Here is a 17,454-nt window from a genome sequence, read left to right as displayed (position 1 = left end):
GTGTGGTGCTGCCGTCCTTGACGTTCTTCAGGAAAACCACTGATCCGGATTTGTTCGAGCAGCATCAACAACTTCGTCGATTGCATCGGTCGTGAGTGCGGGCTGCTCGGTGTGGACGTAGTGGCCGGCATCGGTGTCCAGATCGAGGTGTGCGTGTAGACGTTCGGCCAGAGCCTGCTGTCCGGCAATGTGGGCCGCGAATATCGTCGGACCGAAATCGACAGGTATCCCTGGTGGCAATTCACCTGCAGCCGAGAGTGGTTCAAGGTCGAACGGTTGATCGGAGACAAGGATCCCAACGGGCATCGGAGGGGGATCGCCTGCGTCGCGTAGTGATTGGAAGCTGGGTTCCAAATTGCTCTTCTCCTGGTTGTACGGTTCGAGATCAGGAGAGTAATTGCTGTTGAGCGTGAGCCACCACTGCTGCTCTTGTGGAGTCAGGCCGTCGTAGAGAAGTTCGGTGAGGGTATCCACGAGGACCAGACCGTCGACGTCGGTCGGATAGGTGTCGGCATAGAGCCGAGCGATCAAGCCACCCCAGGAGTGAGCGACCAGGACATAGGGGCCGGGAACGTCGGCCGCACTCAGCAAAGCGTGAAGGTCGCGCATTCCGTCTTCGGCGGTAGTGGGCTGGGGGACCGGAGTGGAACGGCTTGCGTCTACTTGCTCGCCGGTTATGGTGACAGTTCCGGGGCGGTCGTAAGCGCACACCCGGGTCGTCTCGGCCACGCCGTCGAAAACTGCAGTTTCGGTCGGATTCGGATCTGCGACGGTTTTCCAGACATCTGCGCGATCGGTTCGACCGGACACGAACACGACCGTGGGCGATCCGGTCCCCTTACACGTCAAATACATGCTGCGGCCGTCACCGATGTCCACCAGTCCAGCGAAGTCGCCGTTTCCAGGAGTACCAGTAGCTGTACTGACATCCGTACTGGGCGAATCCGAGCATCCGCCCAAGAACAATGTGCAAGCTGCAAGTGACGCCACGATTCGCGAGTTGAGTTTCATGGTGTTGCTCCTCCCGGCCGGCAGGGTGCGCAAGGTCAGGGGTACCCAAGCTGTGGGCTGTCTAATTGCCGACTTGTCGGGAGCTGTACTTGAGATCGCCGTTAGGTTCGGGAAATGTGCGCCTCGGCGTTTGTCACTATTCTTCGAAAGGTAGTTCGCTATGCGTATTTACAACTTATCGGGCCGGGCTTGTCTTGGAATGGACGCCGGTGCTGTTGATATCGAAATTGCCAGCAACGGGACCTTCTCCTCCGACGTGCAAAGCCTCTACTCGCGGTGGGATGAGTTCACGCACTGGGCGAGTGGGTTCGAGGGCACTCCTGACGTGAAGATCGACAACTCGGCGTTGGGAAGCCCGGTGCCGTTGCCGCCGCAGATCTTTGCCATCGGCTTGAACTACCGGGACCATGCAGTGGAGTCCGGCCTGGAGATCCCCGAGATACCGGTGGTATTCGGGAAGTTTCCGGCGTCGGTGGCCGGTCCACACGGCAAGATTCTGTTGCCGGAGGGCGCTGTCGATTTCGAGACCGAACTTGTCGCGGTGATCGGTAGGCGGGCGGAGAACGTGAGTGCCGCGGATGCATGGGGTCATGTAGCAGGACTGACCGTGGGCCAGGATCTGTCCGAACGGCACACACAGTGGCGAGGTACCGCACCGCAGCAGTTCGGTCTGGCGAAGTCGTTCCCAGGTTTCAGTCCGATGGGGCCGGTCTTGGTCTCACCCGATGAATTCGAGAATCCGGATGACCTCGAGCTGGGATGCTCGATCAACGGCACCTTGATGCAGAAGAGTCGCACCAGCGACATGATCTTCACGATTCCGGAAGTTATCGAGTACCTGTCCCGCATCGTGCCACTTCTGCCGGGCGACGCGATCTTCACCGGTACGCCGGCAGGTGTCGGCTTCAGCCGCAACCCGAAGGTGCTGCTCGGAGCGGGTGACACGCTGAAGACATACGTGGAAGGTATCGGCGAGATGCGGCATACCTTCGATCTCAGGGTCGTCTAGAGGCTTCAGATCTGCGCAATGGCCGCGCCGGAGGTGAACAACCTCCGGCGCGGCCATTTTGTGTCTCGGGCACATGGAGAAGGCCGGCAAACCATGCTCTAGCTGCAGTTTTGATGCCGCGCCATTCTGTCTGAGCGATCCCATCGGGCACCAAATGCGGCCCCGGTCACAAAAGCTCATTGACGTACCCCGCTTCGTGGTTTCTAATAGACGCATCGTGCATATAGTGCGCTAGGGCACGCGATAGTTGCATTAGCGCAGATAGGAAGCCATGAAAACCACTCAGGACACCGAAGTACTCATCGTCGGCGCCGGTCCCGCCGGCCTGATGTTGGCGAACATCCTCGGCATGTACGGCAAGCAGGTCACCGTGCTCGAGGCCATGGATACGCTGATCGACTACCCGCGTGGTGTGGGACTCGACGACGAGTCGTTCCGCACCATTCAGACGGTGGGCCTGGTGGATGCGATCCGTCCGCACACCAATCCGCAGCACATCATGCGTCTGGTCAACGGTGCCGGAAAGGTCATGCTGGTCAACAACCCGCAGACCGTGGAATTCGGCTGGGAACGTAAGCACGGCTTCATCCAGCCAGAAGCCGACAAGGCGCTGCATGAGGGACTGTCCCGGTTCGGGAACGTTCAGGTGTTGTTCGGTCATCGCGTCGAGAACGTCGAAGAAGACGGCCAGTCGGTTACCGCTATCGCGTTGGTTTCTCGCCCCGACGGAACCATCGAAGAACGGCGATTCAGTGCGCAGTACCTGGTGGGGTGTGAAGGTGGTAAGTCTCCGACCCGCAAGCGTCTCGGTGTCAGCTTCGAGGGTGAATCACCTTCTACACGTTGGCTTGTCGTGGACGTCAACAACGATCCGCTGGGAACCCCCAACGTGTTCCTGGGTGCCGATCCGAAGCGTCCGTACGTGTCCATCGGTCTACCCCACGCGGTTCGGCGCTGGGAATTCATGCTGCACGACGACGAAACCGAAGAGCAGGTCACGGACCCCGACTACGTGAATGCTCTTCTGGCAGATCATGTTCCCAACCCGGCGGAACTCGATTTCATTCGACGACGCGTCTTCACCCATCACGGCCGCGTCGCTTCCGACTTCCGCAAGGGCCGCCAATTGATCGCGGGCGACGCCGCGCACCTGATGCCGGTGTGGATGGGTCAGGGCTGGAATTCGGGTATGCGCGACGCAACCAACCTTGGGTGGAAGTTGGCCGCCGTACTTTCCGGTCAGGCGGACGACGCACTGCTCGATACCTATACGTCGGAGCGCAAGGATCACGCCCAGGCAATGGTGGATCTGTCGCTGACGTTCGGACGGCTAATCAAGATCACCAATCCGGTCGGTGCTGTACTCCGCGACGCTGCGTCGTCGGTGCTCAATCTCTTCCCTCAGGTCAAGAGCTACTTCGCGGACATGCGCTTCAAGCCGATGCCGCGCTACACCAGGGGAGTGCTGGCCGACCCGAACACTCGGGAATCGGGAAGTGCAGCAGCGAAACTCACGAGCAAGCTCATCCCGGTGCTGACCGCCAACGTCAAGAACTCACCGGTTGGCGTCCAGTTCCCACAGCCGCGTGTGAACTCGCGGGATGCGTCGGACCAACTGCTCGACGACGCGATCGGCAACTGGTGGTCCGTGATCGTGTGGGGCAACAGCCCCAAGGACGTGCTCCCGCAGTCCTCGCTCGACAAGTTGTCTCTACTCGGTGCCCGCCTTGTTGCGGTAGTTCCGGAGACCCAGCGCGAATGGGCTCAGAAGCACATGGATCCGGACGTTATGGTCCTCGGCGATCACACCGGCCGACTCAAGAAGTGGTTCGACGACCGTCCCACTCCCTTGGTCTTCCTTCGCCCGGACCGTTTCGTTGCCGGCGCCTGCCTGACGCAGCATGCCCCGGAGACGTTGGACGCGATCCTGGCCGCAATGAAATTCACTCCGGCCGGCGCTGTCGCGGACGCGGTCACAGTGCCGGTCGCGCTCTAACCATCCGCCACACACACACTTACGAGAAAGCCAGATATATGACTACAACCGAGATTCCCTCGTACATCACCGACGATTTCTTCGGCCTCGAAGACAAGTGGATCGAGACCGCAGACGGCGAACTCACCCATTACCACGAACTGGGCGAAGGTACCCCGATCCTGTTCCTGCACGGTTCGGGCACCGGCGTCACCGCCGCCGCCAACTGGTGGCTCAATCTTCCGGTTCTCAGTGAGCAGGGGCGTTGCATCGCAATCGATTCCATCGGCTACGGGCAGAGCGTTGTTGCTCCGAACACCGAGTACGGCATCAAGGAATGGGTTCGCCACGCGGTGCGCGTTCTCGACGCCCTCGGCATCGAGAAGACATGGATTGTCGGAAACTCCCTCGGCGGTTGGCTTGCATTCCAGTTTGCCATCGATTTCCCGGAACGCCTTCTGGGGATCGTCTCGATGGGCACGGGCGGCGCAAAGTTGACGGGCGCGCTGGCCGGTCACTCCAACCCGAACCTGACTGAAGCCGGCATTCGCAAGACCCTCGAACTCTTTGTTGTCGACAAGTCGCTTGTCACTGACGAATTGGTGTCTCTGCGCTACCAATCCGCCCTCAACGATACGGCGTCGGATCGCCTCGCCGAGGTGGTCGCAGCCCGAGACCGTGACCGCACCGAACTACCGCTCGATTTCGATGTGCTCTCTCGTTTGGATGTTCCGGTTCTGCTGATCCACGGTGTCCAGGACGTGGTGATCCCGGTGTCGCGTACGTGGGAGTTACTCAACGTCATCCCGAATGCCGACGTGCATATCTTCAGCCAGTGTGGCCACTGGTCACAGGTCGAGCGGGCAGAAGAGTTCAATACCGTTATCACGCAGTATCTTTCCGCTCGGGGTGTGAGCCGGTCATGAAGCAGGCTTTGCTGTGCATGTCGCATAGCCCACTGTTGCACCACCTCGACCCGCCGGCCGATGTCAAAGCATCGGTGGAAGCAGCGTTCGACCAGGCCCGCGCATTTGTTCACAATTTTGATCCCGATGTGATCGTGAACTTCGGACCCGATCACTACAACGGATTCTTCTACGATCTGATGCCGCCGTTCTGCATCGGCTACAAGGCAAAGGGCAGTGGCGATTACGACTCGTTTGCCGGTGAACTGAACGTGCCGGAAGCTATGGCCGAGGACTTGGCGCAGTTCGTGATGGATCAGGGGCTCGACCTTGCGATTTCACGTCAGATGGAGGTCGATCACGGTGCGGTGCAACCGATGGAGATCATCTACGGCGACGTAGCGTCCAAACCGCTGATCCCGGTCTTCGTCAATTCGGTGGCCAGGCCGTTCGTGAAGGTCGCCCGCGTGCGTAAGTTCGGCGAGGCCGTCGGCGCGTATTTCAAGAATTCCGACAAGAAGGTGCTGTTCATCGGTTCCGGTGGGCTGTCACATGATCCGCCGGTTCCGCAGATCGCCACCGCCGACGAGGCGCAGCGCAAGATGCTGACCGACGGCCGGAATCCGACGCCGCAGGCGCGCGCGGCCAGGCAACAGCGAGTCATCGACACGGCCGTCAAGTTCGCGGCGGACGAGGCCGACATCATGGATCTGAATCCGGAGTGGGACAGAGGATTTCTCGACGTGTGCGCGTCCGGGCGGATCGAGGACTTTGATCGCTACACCGCAGACGACATGGATGCGGTAGCCGGGCACTCCTCGCATGAGGTGCGCAACTGGGTGGCTGCCTACTCTGCCCTACGGGCCTGCGGTGAATACGAGATCGCGTACGAGTTCTACCGGCCGATCAAGGAATACATCTCCGGCTTTGCCGTCACGACCGCGATTCTGCGGGATATCTGATTCTTGCTACTCGGGGGAAGCCCCCTCCCACCTTATGAAAGTAGACCTCGATGGATGTTCGTGAAGCGATTCGGACGCAACCGATGCGCCGATATCAGATTTCGACAATCGCGATCTGTCTGATCCTCAGCATGATCGACGGTTTCGAGATCCTGGTCATGGCGTTCGTAGCGCCTCACCTCGGAAAATCCTGGGACATCAGCTCCGTCGAGATCGGCTACCTGCTCAGCGCCGGCATCATCGGCACGGCTCTTGGTGCAATTTTCATCTCCCCATTGGCGGACAAGATAGGTAGGCGCCGGCTCGCGATCTGGTGCCTGGTCGGCATCACTGTCGGAATGGCGTTGTCTGCCTGCGCTGTCAACGTTCCACAGCTCATCGCGTTCCGTGCGTTTGCCGGCTTGGGGATCGGCGGACTGGTCGCGAACCTGAATGTTCTTGTATCGGAGTTCAGTTCGGACAAGCGTCGTGGTACCGCACTGGGAATCTATGGTGTCGGCTACCCCCTCGGTGGAGCCGTGGGTGGCGCGATTTCCGGCGTCCTGATTTCCGTGTTCGACTGGCGGTCGGCGTTCATCTTCGGCACGATAATCACCGCAATCATGCTGGTTGTCGTGATCAAGACCCTGCCGGAATCCATCGAGTTCCTCATCGAGAAGCGGCCGGTCGGGGCACTGGAGCGGTACAACGAGATCGCGGATCGGCTCGGCTACGAGCAGTCGTCGGAACTGCCCGTTCCGATTCGAAAGACCGAACGTGTTGTGCGGGACGGCCTTTTCAAGGGAATCATGCTGCGTCGCACGGTTTTCCTCTGGCTCGGGTACTCATGCTTGATCGCGTCGTTCTACTTCGCCAATACCTGGACGCCGAAGTTGCTGTCCGATGCAACGGGGGATTCGAACATGGGCGTCACTGCCGGTGTGCTCGTCAACGTCGGTGGTGTCATCGGATCGATCATTTTTGCGGGCCTGTCGATCGTGTTGCGGCCGAGAGTTGTGACAGTTCTCTTGATGTTCGGTGGAGTATCTGCGTTCATCGGTTACGCCTCCGGATTCCACATCGTCGCCCTGGCTTTGACGCTCGCGGTACTGGTCGGCATTTTTGCCAATGGCGGCATCACCGGTTTCTACGCGATCAGCCCGCCCATCTACCCGGCGGCAGCCCGGGGCACCGGTGTGGGCTGGATGATCGGGTGCGGTCGCACGGTCTCGATTATCGCTCCGATTCTGACCGGCTACCTGCTCGATGGTGGCTGGACTCCGAAGAGCGTCTACATGATGTTCGGTGGGGTGTTGGTGATCGCCGGAATCGCGACGTTGCTTCTCGACGCGACCTACCGCGGCCGCAGTGAGAATCCGGAGACTCCGGAGGCGAGACGGGAAGAGGACCTGGCCGCCGCAGCCACTGCTTGAGGATGTGCCGATCCGGCGTCAAGCCCCGAGAGAATAGAGTCAAGGGCGTGGCTTCAGAATCGAATGGGTCGTCCGGCAAACAACCGGGCTCGCAAACACTGGCGAGGGGATTGCAGGCCCTCGAATTGGTTGCCACCACTCCCGATGGAATGACAATTCAGGAAGTTGCCGACGCCCTGGGTGTTCACCGGACCATTGCGTCGCGGTTGCTCACCACTGTGGCTGACTTCCGCCTCATCAAGCGCGGTGCGGACGGCAAGTACCGGGCCGGGGGTGGATTGGCGGCGCTCGCTCGGGACTTGTACGCCGGCCTTCGGGACGAGGCGACACCGTTGTTGCGTCGGCTCGCGAATTCCTTGGGCGCGAGTGTTGCGCTGTTTGTCGCGGAGGGCTCCGAAGCTGTCGCCGTCGCCGTCGTCGAGCCGAAGAATGCTCGGTACTGGGTGTCGTTCCGTGAGGGTGGTCGCCACCCTATCGACCGCGGCGCCGCCGGCTATGCGTTGTTGGCCGGGCAGCCGCCCGTCCCCGGGGAATCGAGTCGAGTCACCGATGCCCGCCGGGACGGCTACGTCGTCAGTTACGGCGAAGTGGAGCCGGGATACTGGGGTCTCGGCGTGCCGTTGACCCAGCCGGCCAATGAGCCGGCCGGTTGCCTGACGTTGATTACCGCGTCCGAGGATCTGGCCCGCGGCGCAGTGCGCGAACTGATGGAGGCTGCTGAAAAGATCAGCGGCACAACACACTAGCTACAAGTGCGGCAGTATTCCCACGAAGAACGATGCGCTCAGGGCAAGCCCGATGATGCCGGTGATCAGGCCGACGACGGCATCTCCCGGCAGCGTGCTACTCGGATCCCGGCCAAGGCGGCGCAAGGTGAACACTCCCATGACGATGGCGCCCGCACCGAGCACGATGCCGACGCCGAAAGCCCAGAACACGAGTACCGACAGGGCGCCGAGCATCTCCGATCTTTCGCCCCAGCGCGCAGTGCGTTGCGCCGGCGTCGGTGGTGGCCACTGCAGCGATGAGGCCGACATTGCTGTCCCGAACCGGTGGGTGCGGTTGCGAAGAGACTGGTCACTGAGAAACATCATGTACTCCACTGGACTGGGTAGGCGAGCAGTCGGTACTGCTGTCTACCCGGTCTCCGTGGATCTATGCGTTGATCGGAATTCGGGTGTTCGCCGACGCAAATCCCAACCAGGTGTGGCGGTTGCCGGCCCAGCACCAGCCGACCTTGGGGGCGTTGCGATTGTCCTTACCGTCGCGCCCGGTCCCGTTGCTGATCCACAGCGCGGGGGTACGCGTATCCAGTGCGCCGTTGGGTTTGCGCAAGCGTGAGCCGATGGTCATGAAGCAGTGGCCACGTTCGAGAACGTCCGGGCATTGGAGCAGCCAGTGGATACCCTCGGTGAGCGTCAACGGCGTGCGCCCGGCTTCGAGGATTGCGGGTAGCGCTTCGTCCGGACTCCAGTTGGACATTGCGTCGCCTCGGTCGAGGTCCTCGAGTAGATACACGGGATTGTCCGGGGGCACTGCGTGCTCGGTGGGAGTGAACTGATCTACATCGGTCATGTCGGTGACAACAAAGCCGTGTTTGCCCTGGCGTTCGAGAAGGTGGGCCAACGATGAAGCGGGAGCGTACTTTTCGTGGATGGTGAGCAGAGAGTTCTCGGCGCGCGACGTTGCTGCTGCACGTATCGCAGCGGGGGATATCCCGGCGATGTCGCCGATGCCGAGAGCTATGAGTCGTTCAGCCTGCTGATCTAGAGGTGGGAGCACGGTCCCCGATGGTAGCGAATCTTGCGTCGACTCGAGAAAATGCCGTCAAGACGAATAAATGAAGTCCTAGTGGGTATGCATAAATGCGCTTATTCAAGGATTGAATTCGATACGGTAAATATCGAGCGCATTTATCGCAACCGGGCTGGTTCAGGTCTAACATTCCTGAAATGGCAAGTCCGAGTGGAAAGAACAGCATTGCATTAGTTTTTCTTGCCGCGGCGATGGTTGTCTCGTGCTCCACGACGCAGAATTCACAGACGACTCCTTCGGATTCTTCGCTCACTTCTGCTCCCGGCTCCAACTCAGCCGAACCAGTGCTCACCCCGTTGACTGCCGCTACCCTTGCCGCTCCGATTCCGGTAACCGCCACTGACGGAGAGGTACACCTCGCGTACGAGCTGTTCCTCACGAATACCCTCGCGCAGCCGCTTACCTTGCGGAGTATCGAGCCGGTGTCGAACGGAGTTCCGTTGCAGAGTTCGATTTCCGACGGGCTTCTGCCGTGGATCAGGGTATTCGGCGCTACGAGGCCGACGGAGACTCTGGGCCCCGGCCAATCGGCCTTGGCCTGGATAGACGTGACGGTACCGTCCAGCTCAGAGGTTCCCGAGGTCGTCGAACATCGAATTTCGGTGGCGGTGGACGCCCCGAATCTGCCCCTTCTCCCGGCGGAGATGACGGAAACCGTGGCTCGAACCACGATATCGACACAGTCTGCGGTCGTGATCGATCCGCCGCTGAACGGTGAGAACTGGTTGAACGGAAACGGTTGTTGTGGTCTGACAGCTCACCGTGGTGCCGTCAGTCCCCTCAACGGACAGCTTTTTGCTCCGGAGCGATTTGCCATCGACTACGTTCAACTGACGTCCGAGGGACAGATGTTCAATGGAGATCGGACGTCCGTCAACAGTTATCCCTACTACGGCAGCGATGTTTTTGCCGTCGCGGAGGGCAAGATTGTTTCGATGGTGAATGACCTTCCGGAACAGACTCCTGGCGCTGATCCCGTCGGGCTCACGCTCGATCAATTCGGTGGTAATCATGTTGTTCAGGATCTCGGAAACGGTCGATATGCCTTCTACGCTCACCTGCAGAGAGGAAGTATCCCGCTCGAGGTCGGTGACAATCTGACGGCGGGTCAATCGTTGGGCAAGTTGGGTAACTCCGGTAACACCGACGCCCCGCATCTGCATTTCCACATCATGGACGGACCGGATCCTCTGGCGTCGAACGGACTTCCGTTCGAGATACGTTCTTTCGATCTGACAAACCGAATCATGAACCAGGACAACCTCGATTCGGTCACGGATTCCGGTGCCGCGGCGCAGTTCGCAACGGGCGTGGACACCGGTCGGCGCAGCAATCAGATGCCGCTCACGCTTGATGTCATGACATACGACGTAGTTCAACAGGGGAGCTGACATGGCAACGAGCAAGCAACGATGGTTGGCCAGAGCGGCTGTGGCCGCGGCGTTCGCAGCAGTGGTGGTTCTGCTGGTCTTTGCCGGCTTGAAGACGCTGATGTTGTTGATCATGGGCGTCGGAGCTGTGGTGGTGAGTGTGGTTGCCGCGTACTGGTTTCTCACCAGTCGCGGATTTGTGCGCTGGTTCGCTCTCGCAATCGGGGTGTTGACGCCGATAGTGGTGCTCGTCTTTCTGATCCGTGCGAATCTGCTTGCAGTGGTGTTGGTGACGATCGGTTTGTTGATTGTGGCCGCGTTGTGCGCTCGGGCTGCCCTGCAAGACGATGAGTCGGGTTCTCCTGTGCCGGAACATCCTCCGAGCCCTGCAGAACGGCCCTTCTTCGTGATGAACCCAAATTCGGGCGGCGGGAAGGTCGGAAAATTCGGTCTGATCGACAAGGCTCGAGAATTGGGTGCCGAGGTATACGTTCTCGACGCCGCCCACCCGGTTGACGTGGCAGACGTGGCGCGCAAGGCCGTCGACAACGGGGCTGATCTACTCGGTGTCGCGGGAGGCGACGGAACACAGGCCTTGGTGGCGGCGGTCGCCGCGGAACATGGGTTGCCCTATCTGGTGATCAGCGCAGGTACACGCAATCATTTTGCCGCGGATCTCGGTTTGGATCTCCAAGATCCGTCGCGATGCCTTGACGCTTTAAATGACGGCGTCGACATCTACGTAGATCTGGGGACTGTGGGTGATCGACCGTTTGTGAACAACGCGTCGTTCGGCGCGTATGCCGAAGTGGTGCAGAATCCGTCGTATCGCGATGCCAAGACCAGTACGGTCGTGCGGATGCTCCCGGATGTCCTGGCTGAGCAGCAGGGCGCAAAATTTGTCGTGCACGTTCAGGACCGCGTCATCGAGTCACCACAAGCGGTGTTGGTCAGCAACGGCCCGTACGAGACGGATGACCTTGCCGGACTCGGGCAACGGCCGCGGTTGGACCTGGGAACACTCGGCGTTGTCGCGCTGTCGGTCAACAGCCCGCGGCAGGCCCTCGGGTTGCTTCGCCGCGCACATCGGCGTGGACTGACGCAAGCCACGGCATTAGAGGTGATCGTCGACGCCGACCGGCCGGAGATTCCTGTCGGCGTCGATGGTGAAGCATTGATCTTCCCGGTCCCCGTGCGGTGCGAGGTCCGGCCCGCCGCGCTTCGGGTTCGGGTTCCACGCAACCGACCGGGGGTGACGCGTCCGCGGCGGAAAGTAGATCTGGTGAGATTGCGTCAACTGGCAGGATTCACAGCGCTCGACGCATAACCTGTCCGGTTACGACTGCATGGTTCATGGTCGACTGTGACAGGCTTTTCGGGTGACGGGATACAGCAGATCACTCATCGGTTTGGCGATAGCGCTTGCCGGGCTGGCCGGATACGTCGACGCGATCGGCTTCATCGTTCTCAGCGGACAGTTCGTATCGTTCATGAGCGGCAATATGACTCAGATGAGCGTCTCGATCGCCGACGGATTGTGGGCCGCCGCCCGAGTGCCCGCGGCCGTGATTGTGCTCTTCCTGCTCGGTATCGCGCTCGGCACGGTGATCACGTATGTCACGGAACGCTATTCGGTTCGGACACGCAAGGTCACCGTGCTATCGGTGGTGACGGCATTGTTGGTACTGGGGGCGATACTGGGTAGCTTCGGCATCATTCCCGGTGCGGTCACCGCTATGGCTTTGTCCATGGGCGCGGTCAATTCGGTGTTCCAGCGTGACGGCGAGGTAACCATCGGCGTCACTTACATGACGGGTGCCCTGGTGAAAATGGGCCAACGTTTGACGGGCGCATTCCTGGGTGGCCCGCGGTGGGCATGGCTGCAACACTTCGGAATGTGTGCGGGCTTGATCGGCGGTGCAGTCCTGGGAGCGCTTGCACATCGGTGGATCGGCACTCACGCCCTCTGGCCGGCAGCGGGAACTGCTGCCGCCCTGACGGCTGTGGCGTGGCGCTTGACGCCCCTACGCGGAAACAGATCCTCGGTTTCCTGACACTCCGACGCGCAGTGCCCCACACGCTTCGAACATCGCATCTCTTCCGGTGTGGCCAACTCCGACGGCATTGACGTTATGAATTGCCCAGGTTTGATGTGATTCGGAGCGCGATCGCTGGTTTCAGGTGAGTGACAACACATTGCACGTAACCCTAAGTTACATATACTTGTTTTCAGAAAAGTGTTTCCGCTCGAGTCCGAACGAGGTGCGCATCATGGGTGTCGTAGTCATATCGCTGCTCGTCGCCGCTGTGCTGACTGCACTGGCCACCAGTGACGGTGCGGGTCTGGACTTCGGGAGTCGGCAGTTGAACCGCCGGATGAGGGTTCGCTAGCCGCTACTCGAGTGCTCGCCGTAGTACATCCGCCGACGGCTTGTCGTAGGCAACGAGAATGACGTTGTCCACAGCGGTATGCGCTGAGTGAATTGCCGTAACTGCCTGTTTTGCAGCGTCTTCCTTGGGCCAGCCGTAGACGCCCGAAGAGATCAGCGGGAAGGCGACGGTCTGGGCGCCAAGGGAATCGGCCACGGCGAGGCTTTGCGTGTACGCCGATCGTAGCTGCGCCGACCGATCCTGCGAACGTGAGTATCGCGGGCCGACGGTGTGGATCACGTTGCGTGCTTTCATCTTTCCTGCTGTGGTGGCTACGGCTGAGCCCACCGGCAAGCCGTCGGGCAGGCTGGAGGCGCGCAGAGCTTTGCATTCTTCGAGGATTTCCGGACCGCCGGCGCGGTGAATGGCGCCGTCGACGCCCCCACCGCCGAGGAGAGCGGTGTTGGCGGCGTTGACTATTGCGTCGACGTCCAGGGTGGTGATGTCACCTTCGACGACGGAGATGGTGGGCATTGCTTCTCCTGTGGTGTTGAGTGCAAGACGAATCAAGTCGGTGGAGGTATACCCCGGCCACCCGTGCATGATGCGGCGCCACCGCTCCGGTATCGCCGATGCTCCCCAGCGGGCGCCGAGTAGGCCGCCGGCGATTGCGGCAGTCGTGTCGGTGTCGCCGCCGGCTCGGACCGCGGCTTCGAGCGCGTGCTGCAGATGTTCGGTGTTGCTGCTGTCGGTGGAAGTTATTGCCCACCATGCCGTCTGGAGTGCGTGAACCACCCAGCCGTTCTTGGAGAAGTCTCGCGGGCTGCCATTTTCAGCCTGGTCGAGCAGTGGTCCCCAATAATCGACCACCTCCTGATCGGCGCCGGTCAGGTAGTCGCGGACACCGTCGAAGTTTCCGTGGATCACCGCGTGGCGGATGGCATGGGTCCATATCTGACAGGCTTGGCCGGCCTGTGGATCGTCATGCGTGAGTGCGCCGATCTTCCACGCGGCATCGACAGCACCTCTGGGGTCGTCAAGGTAAGCCAGCGCAACTGGCGCGGTGCGCATAAGCGAACCGTTGCCGCCCTTGAGTCCGCTGACCGCCTTCGCACGAGTCGCCATATCCGCTGCGTTGGGAGAGTGGGCGGACAGTACGGCCCGGGTCTGATTGCCGATATCTTCGGGTTTCGAGTCGTACCACCGAATGAACTGCGCTGCAACGGCATCCAGGCCCTCGGTGCTGGCAAGATCGATCCCGGTTGCGGCGACTTCGGCGATGGCTACGGCCATCGAGGTATCGTCCGTCCACTCACCCGGCGCCCACTTGAACGGACCGCCGCCGATCATGTCGATGACAACCTCGGCCTTCGGATACGTGAACTCGTATCCGGCGCCCAGTGCGTCGCCAGCTGCCGTGCCGAGCAGTACCCCCGCCGCTCGATCGGTCTGTAGTGCGTTCAGCCTCACGTCAACCCCTTTGCTCAACTTTGCGCTAAACATAGATCATGATTGAGCTAATATGCAAGAGTGAATGAATGGACAGACGCGAGCGGCAAATCGTTAACCGACTATCCGCGGCCGTCGGTCGCCGTCGACGTCGCCGTTCTGACCTATTCGGACGCTGCCCTCAAAGTGCTTGTAGTCGAGCATCGGCTGGGCAAGTTCGCTTTGCCCGGCACCTTTCTCCATGAGCGCGAATTACTCACTGCCGCAGCAGATCGGGCCTTGCACTCCAAAGCGGGAATGGTAGATGCGGAGTTCCATCAACTGGCAATTCTCGACAACCCGAATCGCGACGACAGGGGATGGGTCTTATCGGTTGCGCACGCTGCAGCGCTGCCGGAAAGTGGCATGCCGGTCCACGCGATCCTCCTCGATGCCTACGGAGCCCTGGACCTGGCTTTCGACCACACCGAGATAGTCGGATTGGCAGTTGCCGACCTCCGGAGCCGGTTTGCCGAAGCCGTCGACCCGGCCGGTCTCCTCGGCGACACTTTCACCGTCCCCCAACTGCGGCAACTCTACGAGGTGGTGTTCGATCGTGAATTGCAGAAGGACAGCTTCCGGCGTCATGTTGTCGACGCGCTGGTCAGTACCGGGGAATACGTGAGGGCTACTACGGGCAGGCCGGCCGAGATGTATCGGCGCAGCCCCGGCGCGACTCTCCCGCCGCAAGCCTTGGTTTTCCTCACCGGGTAGATTCGCGCATTCGGCCGTGACAACTACCCCGGAATGGGTACTGTCCGAATTATGGATGACCGCGACATCGAGGCGAAGATCCGGACGGTTGTGTGGGGGACGGGAAACGTCGGCCGTGCCTCGATTCGGGCCGTCGCCGCCAATCCGGCGCTCGAACTCTGCGCAGTCGTAGTCGCAAATCCCGACAAGGTCGGCCGAGATGCGGGAGACCTCGCGCAACTCGGCTACCGGTTGGGTGTGGTTGCCACCGATGATGCCGATGCCGTTCTTGCCACTGTTCCCGACGCCGTTGTCTACGCAGCTTCGGGTGAGATCCGGCCGGACGATGCCACCGCGGACATCATGCGCGCGCTACACGGCGGCGCTGTCGTGGTGACGCCCTCGGTCTACGCCCTGTACGACCACCGTTCGGCGCCGCCCGAAGTGCGGGATCCCGTCCTGGCCGCAGCCAAGGCCGGCGGCGGCGCGCTGTTCGTCTCCGGCGTCGATCCTGGGTGGGGAAACGACATTCTGCCGGTGATGATCACGGGCCTGTCCGGAACTATCGACCAGATTCGGTGTCAGGAGATTTTCGACTACACGACGTACGACCAGCCGGATTCGGTGCGCTACCTCGTCGGTATGGGTCAGCCGATGGAGTACGACCCGCCCATGGTTGCATCAGGTGTCCCAACGATGGTGTGGGGAGGACAGATTCGGCTCATCGCACGTGCGTTGGGCGTCGAACTCGACGGCATCAGTGAGACCCTGCTGCGCCGGGCTCTCGACGAGACGGTGACCACCGAGCACATGGGTGATTTTTCCGCCGGAACCCAGGGCGGTGTGCGATTCGAAGTTCAGGGAATTGTCGACGGCAAACCGTTGATCGTCATCGAACACGTCACCCGGATTCACCCGTCGTGTGCTCCTGACTGGCCGTGTCCTCCGGGCGATGGGGACGGGGTGCACAAGGTCATCATCGAAGGCCGCCCACGAATTGAGATCAACGTCGAGGCCACCGACGAGGGTGGAAATCGCGCGGCCGGTGGAAATGCCACTGCTGTAGGGCGTCTCGTCAATGCGATCCCGTGGTTGCGGGCCGCCGAACCTGGCTTGTACGACGCGCTCGACGTCCCACTCACCCCAGGCGTCGGCAAACTCGGCGCCGATACCTGGAGGACCGAATATGAACATCGACATCCCTGAGGGCAAGAATCCGATCGGCTACGTGTGGGGTGAGATGGTTCCGGGCATCGGTCCCGCCGCAGCCGCGTTCTCCCAAAAGGTGTATTCCGACACCACTCTCGGTCTGCGAGAGTTCGAGGCCGCTCGGCTGCGTATCGCTCAGATCAACGGTTGTATCTTCTGCCAGGATTGGCGAACCGAACGTGACGGTGCAACTGTCGAATCCGATTTTGCGCAGTCCGTCACCGACTGGCGAACCACCGATTCTTTTGACGACAGGACACGGCTGGCCGCCGAATACGCCGAACGGTACGCACTCGATCATCACGGACTGGACGACGAGTTCTGGGAACGCATGACTGCCCACTACTCTCAGGCCGAAATCGTGGAACTGAGCATGTGCCTCGGATCGTGGTTGGCCTTCGGCCGGCTCAACCACGTCCTCGGCCTCGACACGCAGTGCGTGCTGCCCGGAAACTGATTCAGTTACCGAGTGTTGTCAGATCCGGGTAGTTCGACACTTCCCAACCGCCGTCGACCACCAGTGATGTTCCGGTGATGTAGGTGGCGTCGTCGCTCGCGAGATACAGGCAGGGAGCGGCAATCTCTTCGGGAGTTGCCGCTCGGGCCATGGGGATTCGATCCAGGAACATGTCACGCGCGGGTTCGTACCCCATCACCGGCGCGACCAGTGGGGTGTCGACCAGACCGGGGAGAACCGCGTTGACACGGATTCCCGACGCCGCGAGCTCGATCGCGGCATTCTTGCTGAACATCTCGACACCGGCTTTGCCGGTGGCGTATGCACTTCCGTACGGGCTCGGAATATGGGCGTTGAGTGAGGAGACGTTGACGATCGCTCCACCCCTTCCGTGCTCACGGATATGGCGCGCTTCGTGTTTGGTGCAGAGGAACACACCCTTCTGCACCAAATCGATGGTGAAGTCCCAATCCGCTTCGTCGAGGTCGACGATCTGTCCCACCCTCGACGCTCCGGCAACGTTGAATGCGATGTCGATCCCACCGAATTCCGCTGCCGCAGCGGCAATGGCCTCGGCGACATCGGACTCCTTGGTCACATCGGCCGGTGCGGCGAGGAAGGAACCGTCGTGTTGGGTCGCGATCTCCTTCAGTGCGCCCTCGGAGATATCGATGCCTGCGACGCGCGCACCTTCGCTGATGAGGCGCAGTGCAATCGCCGCGCCGATCCCCGAGGCTGCGCCGGTGACGACCGCGGTCTTGCCGGCAAATCTGGACAT

17 protein-coding genes and 1 pseudogene are annotated in these 17,454 nt (G+C 60.9%); 12 read left to right on the top strand and 6 right to left on the bottom strand.

Translation table 11 applies throughout. The features are described from left to right. Positions 1 to 27: 27 nt before the first annotated feature. On the bottom strand, positions 28 to 1,011 hold the full coding sequence (locus KYT97_RS18225) for an alpha/beta fold hydrolase (RefSeq protein WP_219110390.1): 984 nt from the start codon (positions 1,009 to 1,011) through the stop codon (positions 28 to 30). A gap of 160 nt (positions 1,012 to 1,171) precedes the next feature. Between KYT97_RS18225 and KYT97_RS18220 the strand changes: the two genes are divergently transcribed. The 6 genes from KYT97_RS18220 (at position 1,172) to KYT97_RS18195 (ending at position 8,020) form a co-directional block, all read left to right on the top strand. Then, a complete protein-coding gene (locus KYT97_RS18220; RefSeq protein ID WP_219110389.1) occupies positions 1,172 to 2,020 on the top strand; it encodes a fumarylacetoacetate hydrolase family protein in 849 nt (282 codons plus the stop codon). A 271-nt stretch (positions 2,021 to 2,291) separates the two neighbouring features. Beyond that, entirely contained in the window at positions 2,292 to 4,016 is a 1,725-nt protein-coding gene (gene mhpA, locus KYT97_RS18215) for a bifunctional 3-(3-hydroxy-phenyl)propionate/3-hydroxycinnamic acid hydroxylase MhpA (RefSeq protein ID WP_219110388.1), read from the top strand. 38 nt (positions 4,017 to 4,054) lie between these two features. Next, positions 4,055 to 4,921, top strand: a complete 867-nt coding sequence (locus KYT97_RS18210; protein WP_219110387.1) for an alpha/beta fold hydrolase — start codon at positions 4,055 to 4,057, stop codon at positions 4,919 to 4,921. Next, positions 4,918 to 5,862 (top strand): 3-carboxyethylcatechol 2,3-dioxygenase, encoded by a 945-nt coding sequence (locus tag KYT97_RS18205; RefSeq protein WP_095887416.1) that lies wholly within the window; start codon positions 4,918 to 4,920, stop codon positions 5,860 to 5,862. Before KYT97_RS18210 ends, KYT97_RS18205 begins: the two co-directional genes overlap by 4 nt. Before the next feature lie 50 nt (positions 5,863 to 5,912). Further along, positions 5,913 to 7,274 (top strand): MFS transporter, encoded by a 1,362-nt coding sequence (locus tag KYT97_RS18200; protein ID WP_219110386.1) that lies wholly within the window; start codon positions 5,913 to 5,915, stop codon positions 7,272 to 7,274. 47 nt (positions 7,275 to 7,321) lie between these two features. Continuing rightward, positions 7,322 to 8,020, top strand: a complete 699-nt coding sequence (locus KYT97_RS18195; protein ID WP_033233745.1) for an IclR family transcriptional regulator — start codon at positions 7,322 to 7,324, stop codon at positions 8,018 to 8,020. Here KYT97_RS18195 and KYT97_RS18190 read toward each other — a convergent pair whose 3' ends face one another. Further along, on the bottom strand, positions 8,021 to 8,311 hold the full coding sequence (locus KYT97_RS18190) for a hypothetical protein (protein ID WP_233366256.1): 291 nt from the start codon (positions 8,309 to 8,311) through the stop codon (positions 8,021 to 8,023). A 118-nt stretch (positions 8,312 to 8,429) separates the two neighbouring features. Continuing rightward, positions 8,430 to 9,056, bottom strand: a complete 627-nt coding sequence (locus KYT97_RS18185; RefSeq protein ID WP_033233743.1) for a DUF5701 family protein — start codon at positions 9,054 to 9,056, stop codon at positions 8,430 to 8,432. A 170-nt stretch (positions 9,057 to 9,226) separates the two neighbouring features. Between KYT97_RS18185 and KYT97_RS18180 the strand changes: the two genes are divergently transcribed. Genes KYT97_RS18180 through KYT97_RS18170 form a run of 3 tightly spaced genes read left to right on the top strand, consistent with a single transcriptional unit; the run spans position 9,227 to position 12,513 of the window. After that, entirely contained in the window at positions 9,227 to 10,480 is a 1,254-nt protein-coding gene (locus KYT97_RS18180) for a M23 family metallopeptidase (RefSeq protein ID WP_033233742.1), read from the top strand. A 1-nt stretch (position 10,481) separates the two neighbouring features. Beyond that, positions 10,482 to 11,786 (top strand): diacylglycerol/lipid kinase family protein, encoded by a 1,305-nt coding sequence (locus tag KYT97_RS18175; protein WP_219110385.1) that lies wholly within the window; start codon positions 10,482 to 10,484, stop codon positions 11,784 to 11,786. A 52-nt stretch (positions 11,787 to 11,838) separates the two neighbouring features. Then, positions 11,839 to 12,513, top strand: a complete 675-nt coding sequence (locus tag KYT97_RS18170; protein ID WP_219110384.1) for a YoaK family protein — start codon at positions 11,839 to 11,841, stop codon at positions 12,511 to 12,513. Between the two features lie 340 nt (positions 12,514 to 12,853). Here KYT97_RS18170 and KYT97_RS30960 read toward each other — a convergent pair whose 3' ends face one another. After that, positions 12,854 to 13,363, bottom strand: coding sequence for an O-acetyl-ADP-ribose deacetylase (locus KYT97_RS30960; protein WP_239654692.1), 510 nt, complete (start codon positions 13,361 to 13,363; stop codon positions 12,854 to 12,856). A gap of 141 nt (positions 13,364 to 13,504) precedes the next feature. Then, positions 13,505 to 14,332, bottom strand: a pseudogene (locus KYT97_RS30955) (ADP-ribosylglycohydrolase family protein); the annotation flags it as partial. Between the two features lie 27 nt (positions 14,333 to 14,359). Between KYT97_RS30955 and KYT97_RS18160 the strand changes: the two are divergent. The 3 genes from KYT97_RS18160 to KYT97_RS18150 are packed head-to-tail and all read left to right on the top strand — an operon-like array spanning position 14,360 to position 16,676. After that, complete coding sequence (locus tag KYT97_RS18160) at positions 14,360 to 15,031, top strand: NUDIX hydrolase (RefSeq protein ID WP_219110382.1); 672 nt, start codon at positions 14,360 to 14,362, stop codon at positions 15,029 to 15,031. Positions 15,032 to 15,082: 51 nt separating this feature from the next. Further along, a complete protein-coding gene (locus tag KYT97_RS18155; RefSeq protein WP_051730426.1) occupies positions 15,083 to 16,216 on the top strand; it encodes an NAD(P)H-dependent amine dehydrogenase family protein in 1,134 nt (377 codons plus the stop codon). Then, positions 16,197 to 16,676: a carboxymuconolactone decarboxylase family protein gene (locus tag KYT97_RS18150; RefSeq protein ID WP_219110381.1), complete on the top strand. Its 480-nt coding sequence runs from the start codon at positions 16,197 to 16,199 to the stop codon at positions 16,674 to 16,676. Before KYT97_RS18155 ends, KYT97_RS18150 begins: the two co-directional genes overlap by 20 nt. 1 nt (position 16,677) lies before the next feature. On the opposite strand, the gene KYT97_RS18145 is transcribed toward KYT97_RS18150, so the two are convergent. Continuing rightward, positions 16,678 to 17,454, bottom strand: coding sequence for an SDR family NAD(P)-dependent oxidoreductase (locus KYT97_RS18145; protein WP_245005861.1), 777 nt, complete (start codon positions 17,452 to 17,454; stop codon positions 16,678 to 16,680).

Origin of the sequence: Rhodococcus globerulus (genome assembly GCF_019334125.1) — a bacterium.
Taxonomy (GTDB): Bacteria; Actinomycetota; Actinomycetes; order Mycobacteriales; family Mycobacteriaceae; genus Rhodococcus_F; species Rhodococcus_F globerula.
This window is presented reverse-complemented; position numbering and strand designations above follow the sequence as displayed.

What these genes read in the sequence shown, in the direction of transcription:
- KYT97_RS18225 (WP_219110390.1), bottom strand. Translation starts at nt 1,011, where the DNA reads ATGAAACTCAACTCGCGAATCGTGGCGTCACTTGCAGCTTGCACATTG.
- KYT97_RS18220 (WP_219110389.1), top strand. Translation starts at nt 1,172, where the DNA reads ATGCGTATTTACAACTTATCGGGCCGGGCTTGTCTTGGAATGGACGCC.
- mhpA (WP_219110388.1), top strand. Translation starts at nt 2,292, where the DNA reads ATGAAAACCACTCAGGACACCGAAGTACTCATCGTCGGCGCCGGTCCC.
- KYT97_RS18210 (WP_219110387.1), top strand. Translation starts at nt 4,055, where the DNA reads ATGACTACAACCGAGATTCCCTCGTACATCACCGACGATTTCTTCGGC.
- KYT97_RS18205 (WP_095887416.1), top strand. Translation starts at nt 4,918, where the DNA reads ATGAAGCAGGCTTTGCTGTGCATGTCGCATAGCCCACTGTTGCACCAC.
- KYT97_RS18200 (WP_219110386.1), top strand. Translation starts at nt 5,913, where the DNA reads ATGGATGTTCGTGAAGCGATTCGGACGCAACCGATGCGCCGATATCAG.
- KYT97_RS18190 (WP_233366256.1), bottom strand. Translation starts at nt 8,311, where the DNA reads ATGTCGGCCTCATCGCTGCAGTGGCCACCACCGACGCCGGCGCAACGC.
- KYT97_RS18180 (WP_033233742.1), top strand. Translation starts at nt 9,227, where the DNA reads ATGGCAAGTCCGAGTGGAAAGAACAGCATTGCATTAGTTTTTCTTGCC.
- KYT97_RS18175 (WP_219110385.1), top strand. Translation starts at nt 10,482, where the DNA reads ATGGCAACGAGCAAGCAACGATGGTTGGCCAGAGCGGCTGTGGCCGCG.
- KYT97_RS30960 (WP_239654692.1), bottom strand. Translation starts at nt 13,363, where the DNA reads ATGCCCACCATCTCCGTCGTCGAAGGTGACATCACCACCCTGGACGTC.
- KYT97_RS18155 (WP_051730426.1), top strand. Translation starts at nt 15,083, where the DNA reads ATGGATGACCGCGACATCGAGGCGAAGATCCGGACGGTTGTGTGGGGG.
- KYT97_RS18150 (WP_219110381.1), top strand. Translation starts at nt 16,197, where the DNA reads ATGAACATCGACATCCCTGAGGGCAAGAATCCGATCGGCTACGTGTGG.
- KYT97_RS18145 (WP_245005861.1), bottom strand. Translation starts at nt 17,454, where the DNA reads ATGTCCAGATTTGCCGGCAAGACCGCGGTCGTCACCGGCGCAGCCTCG.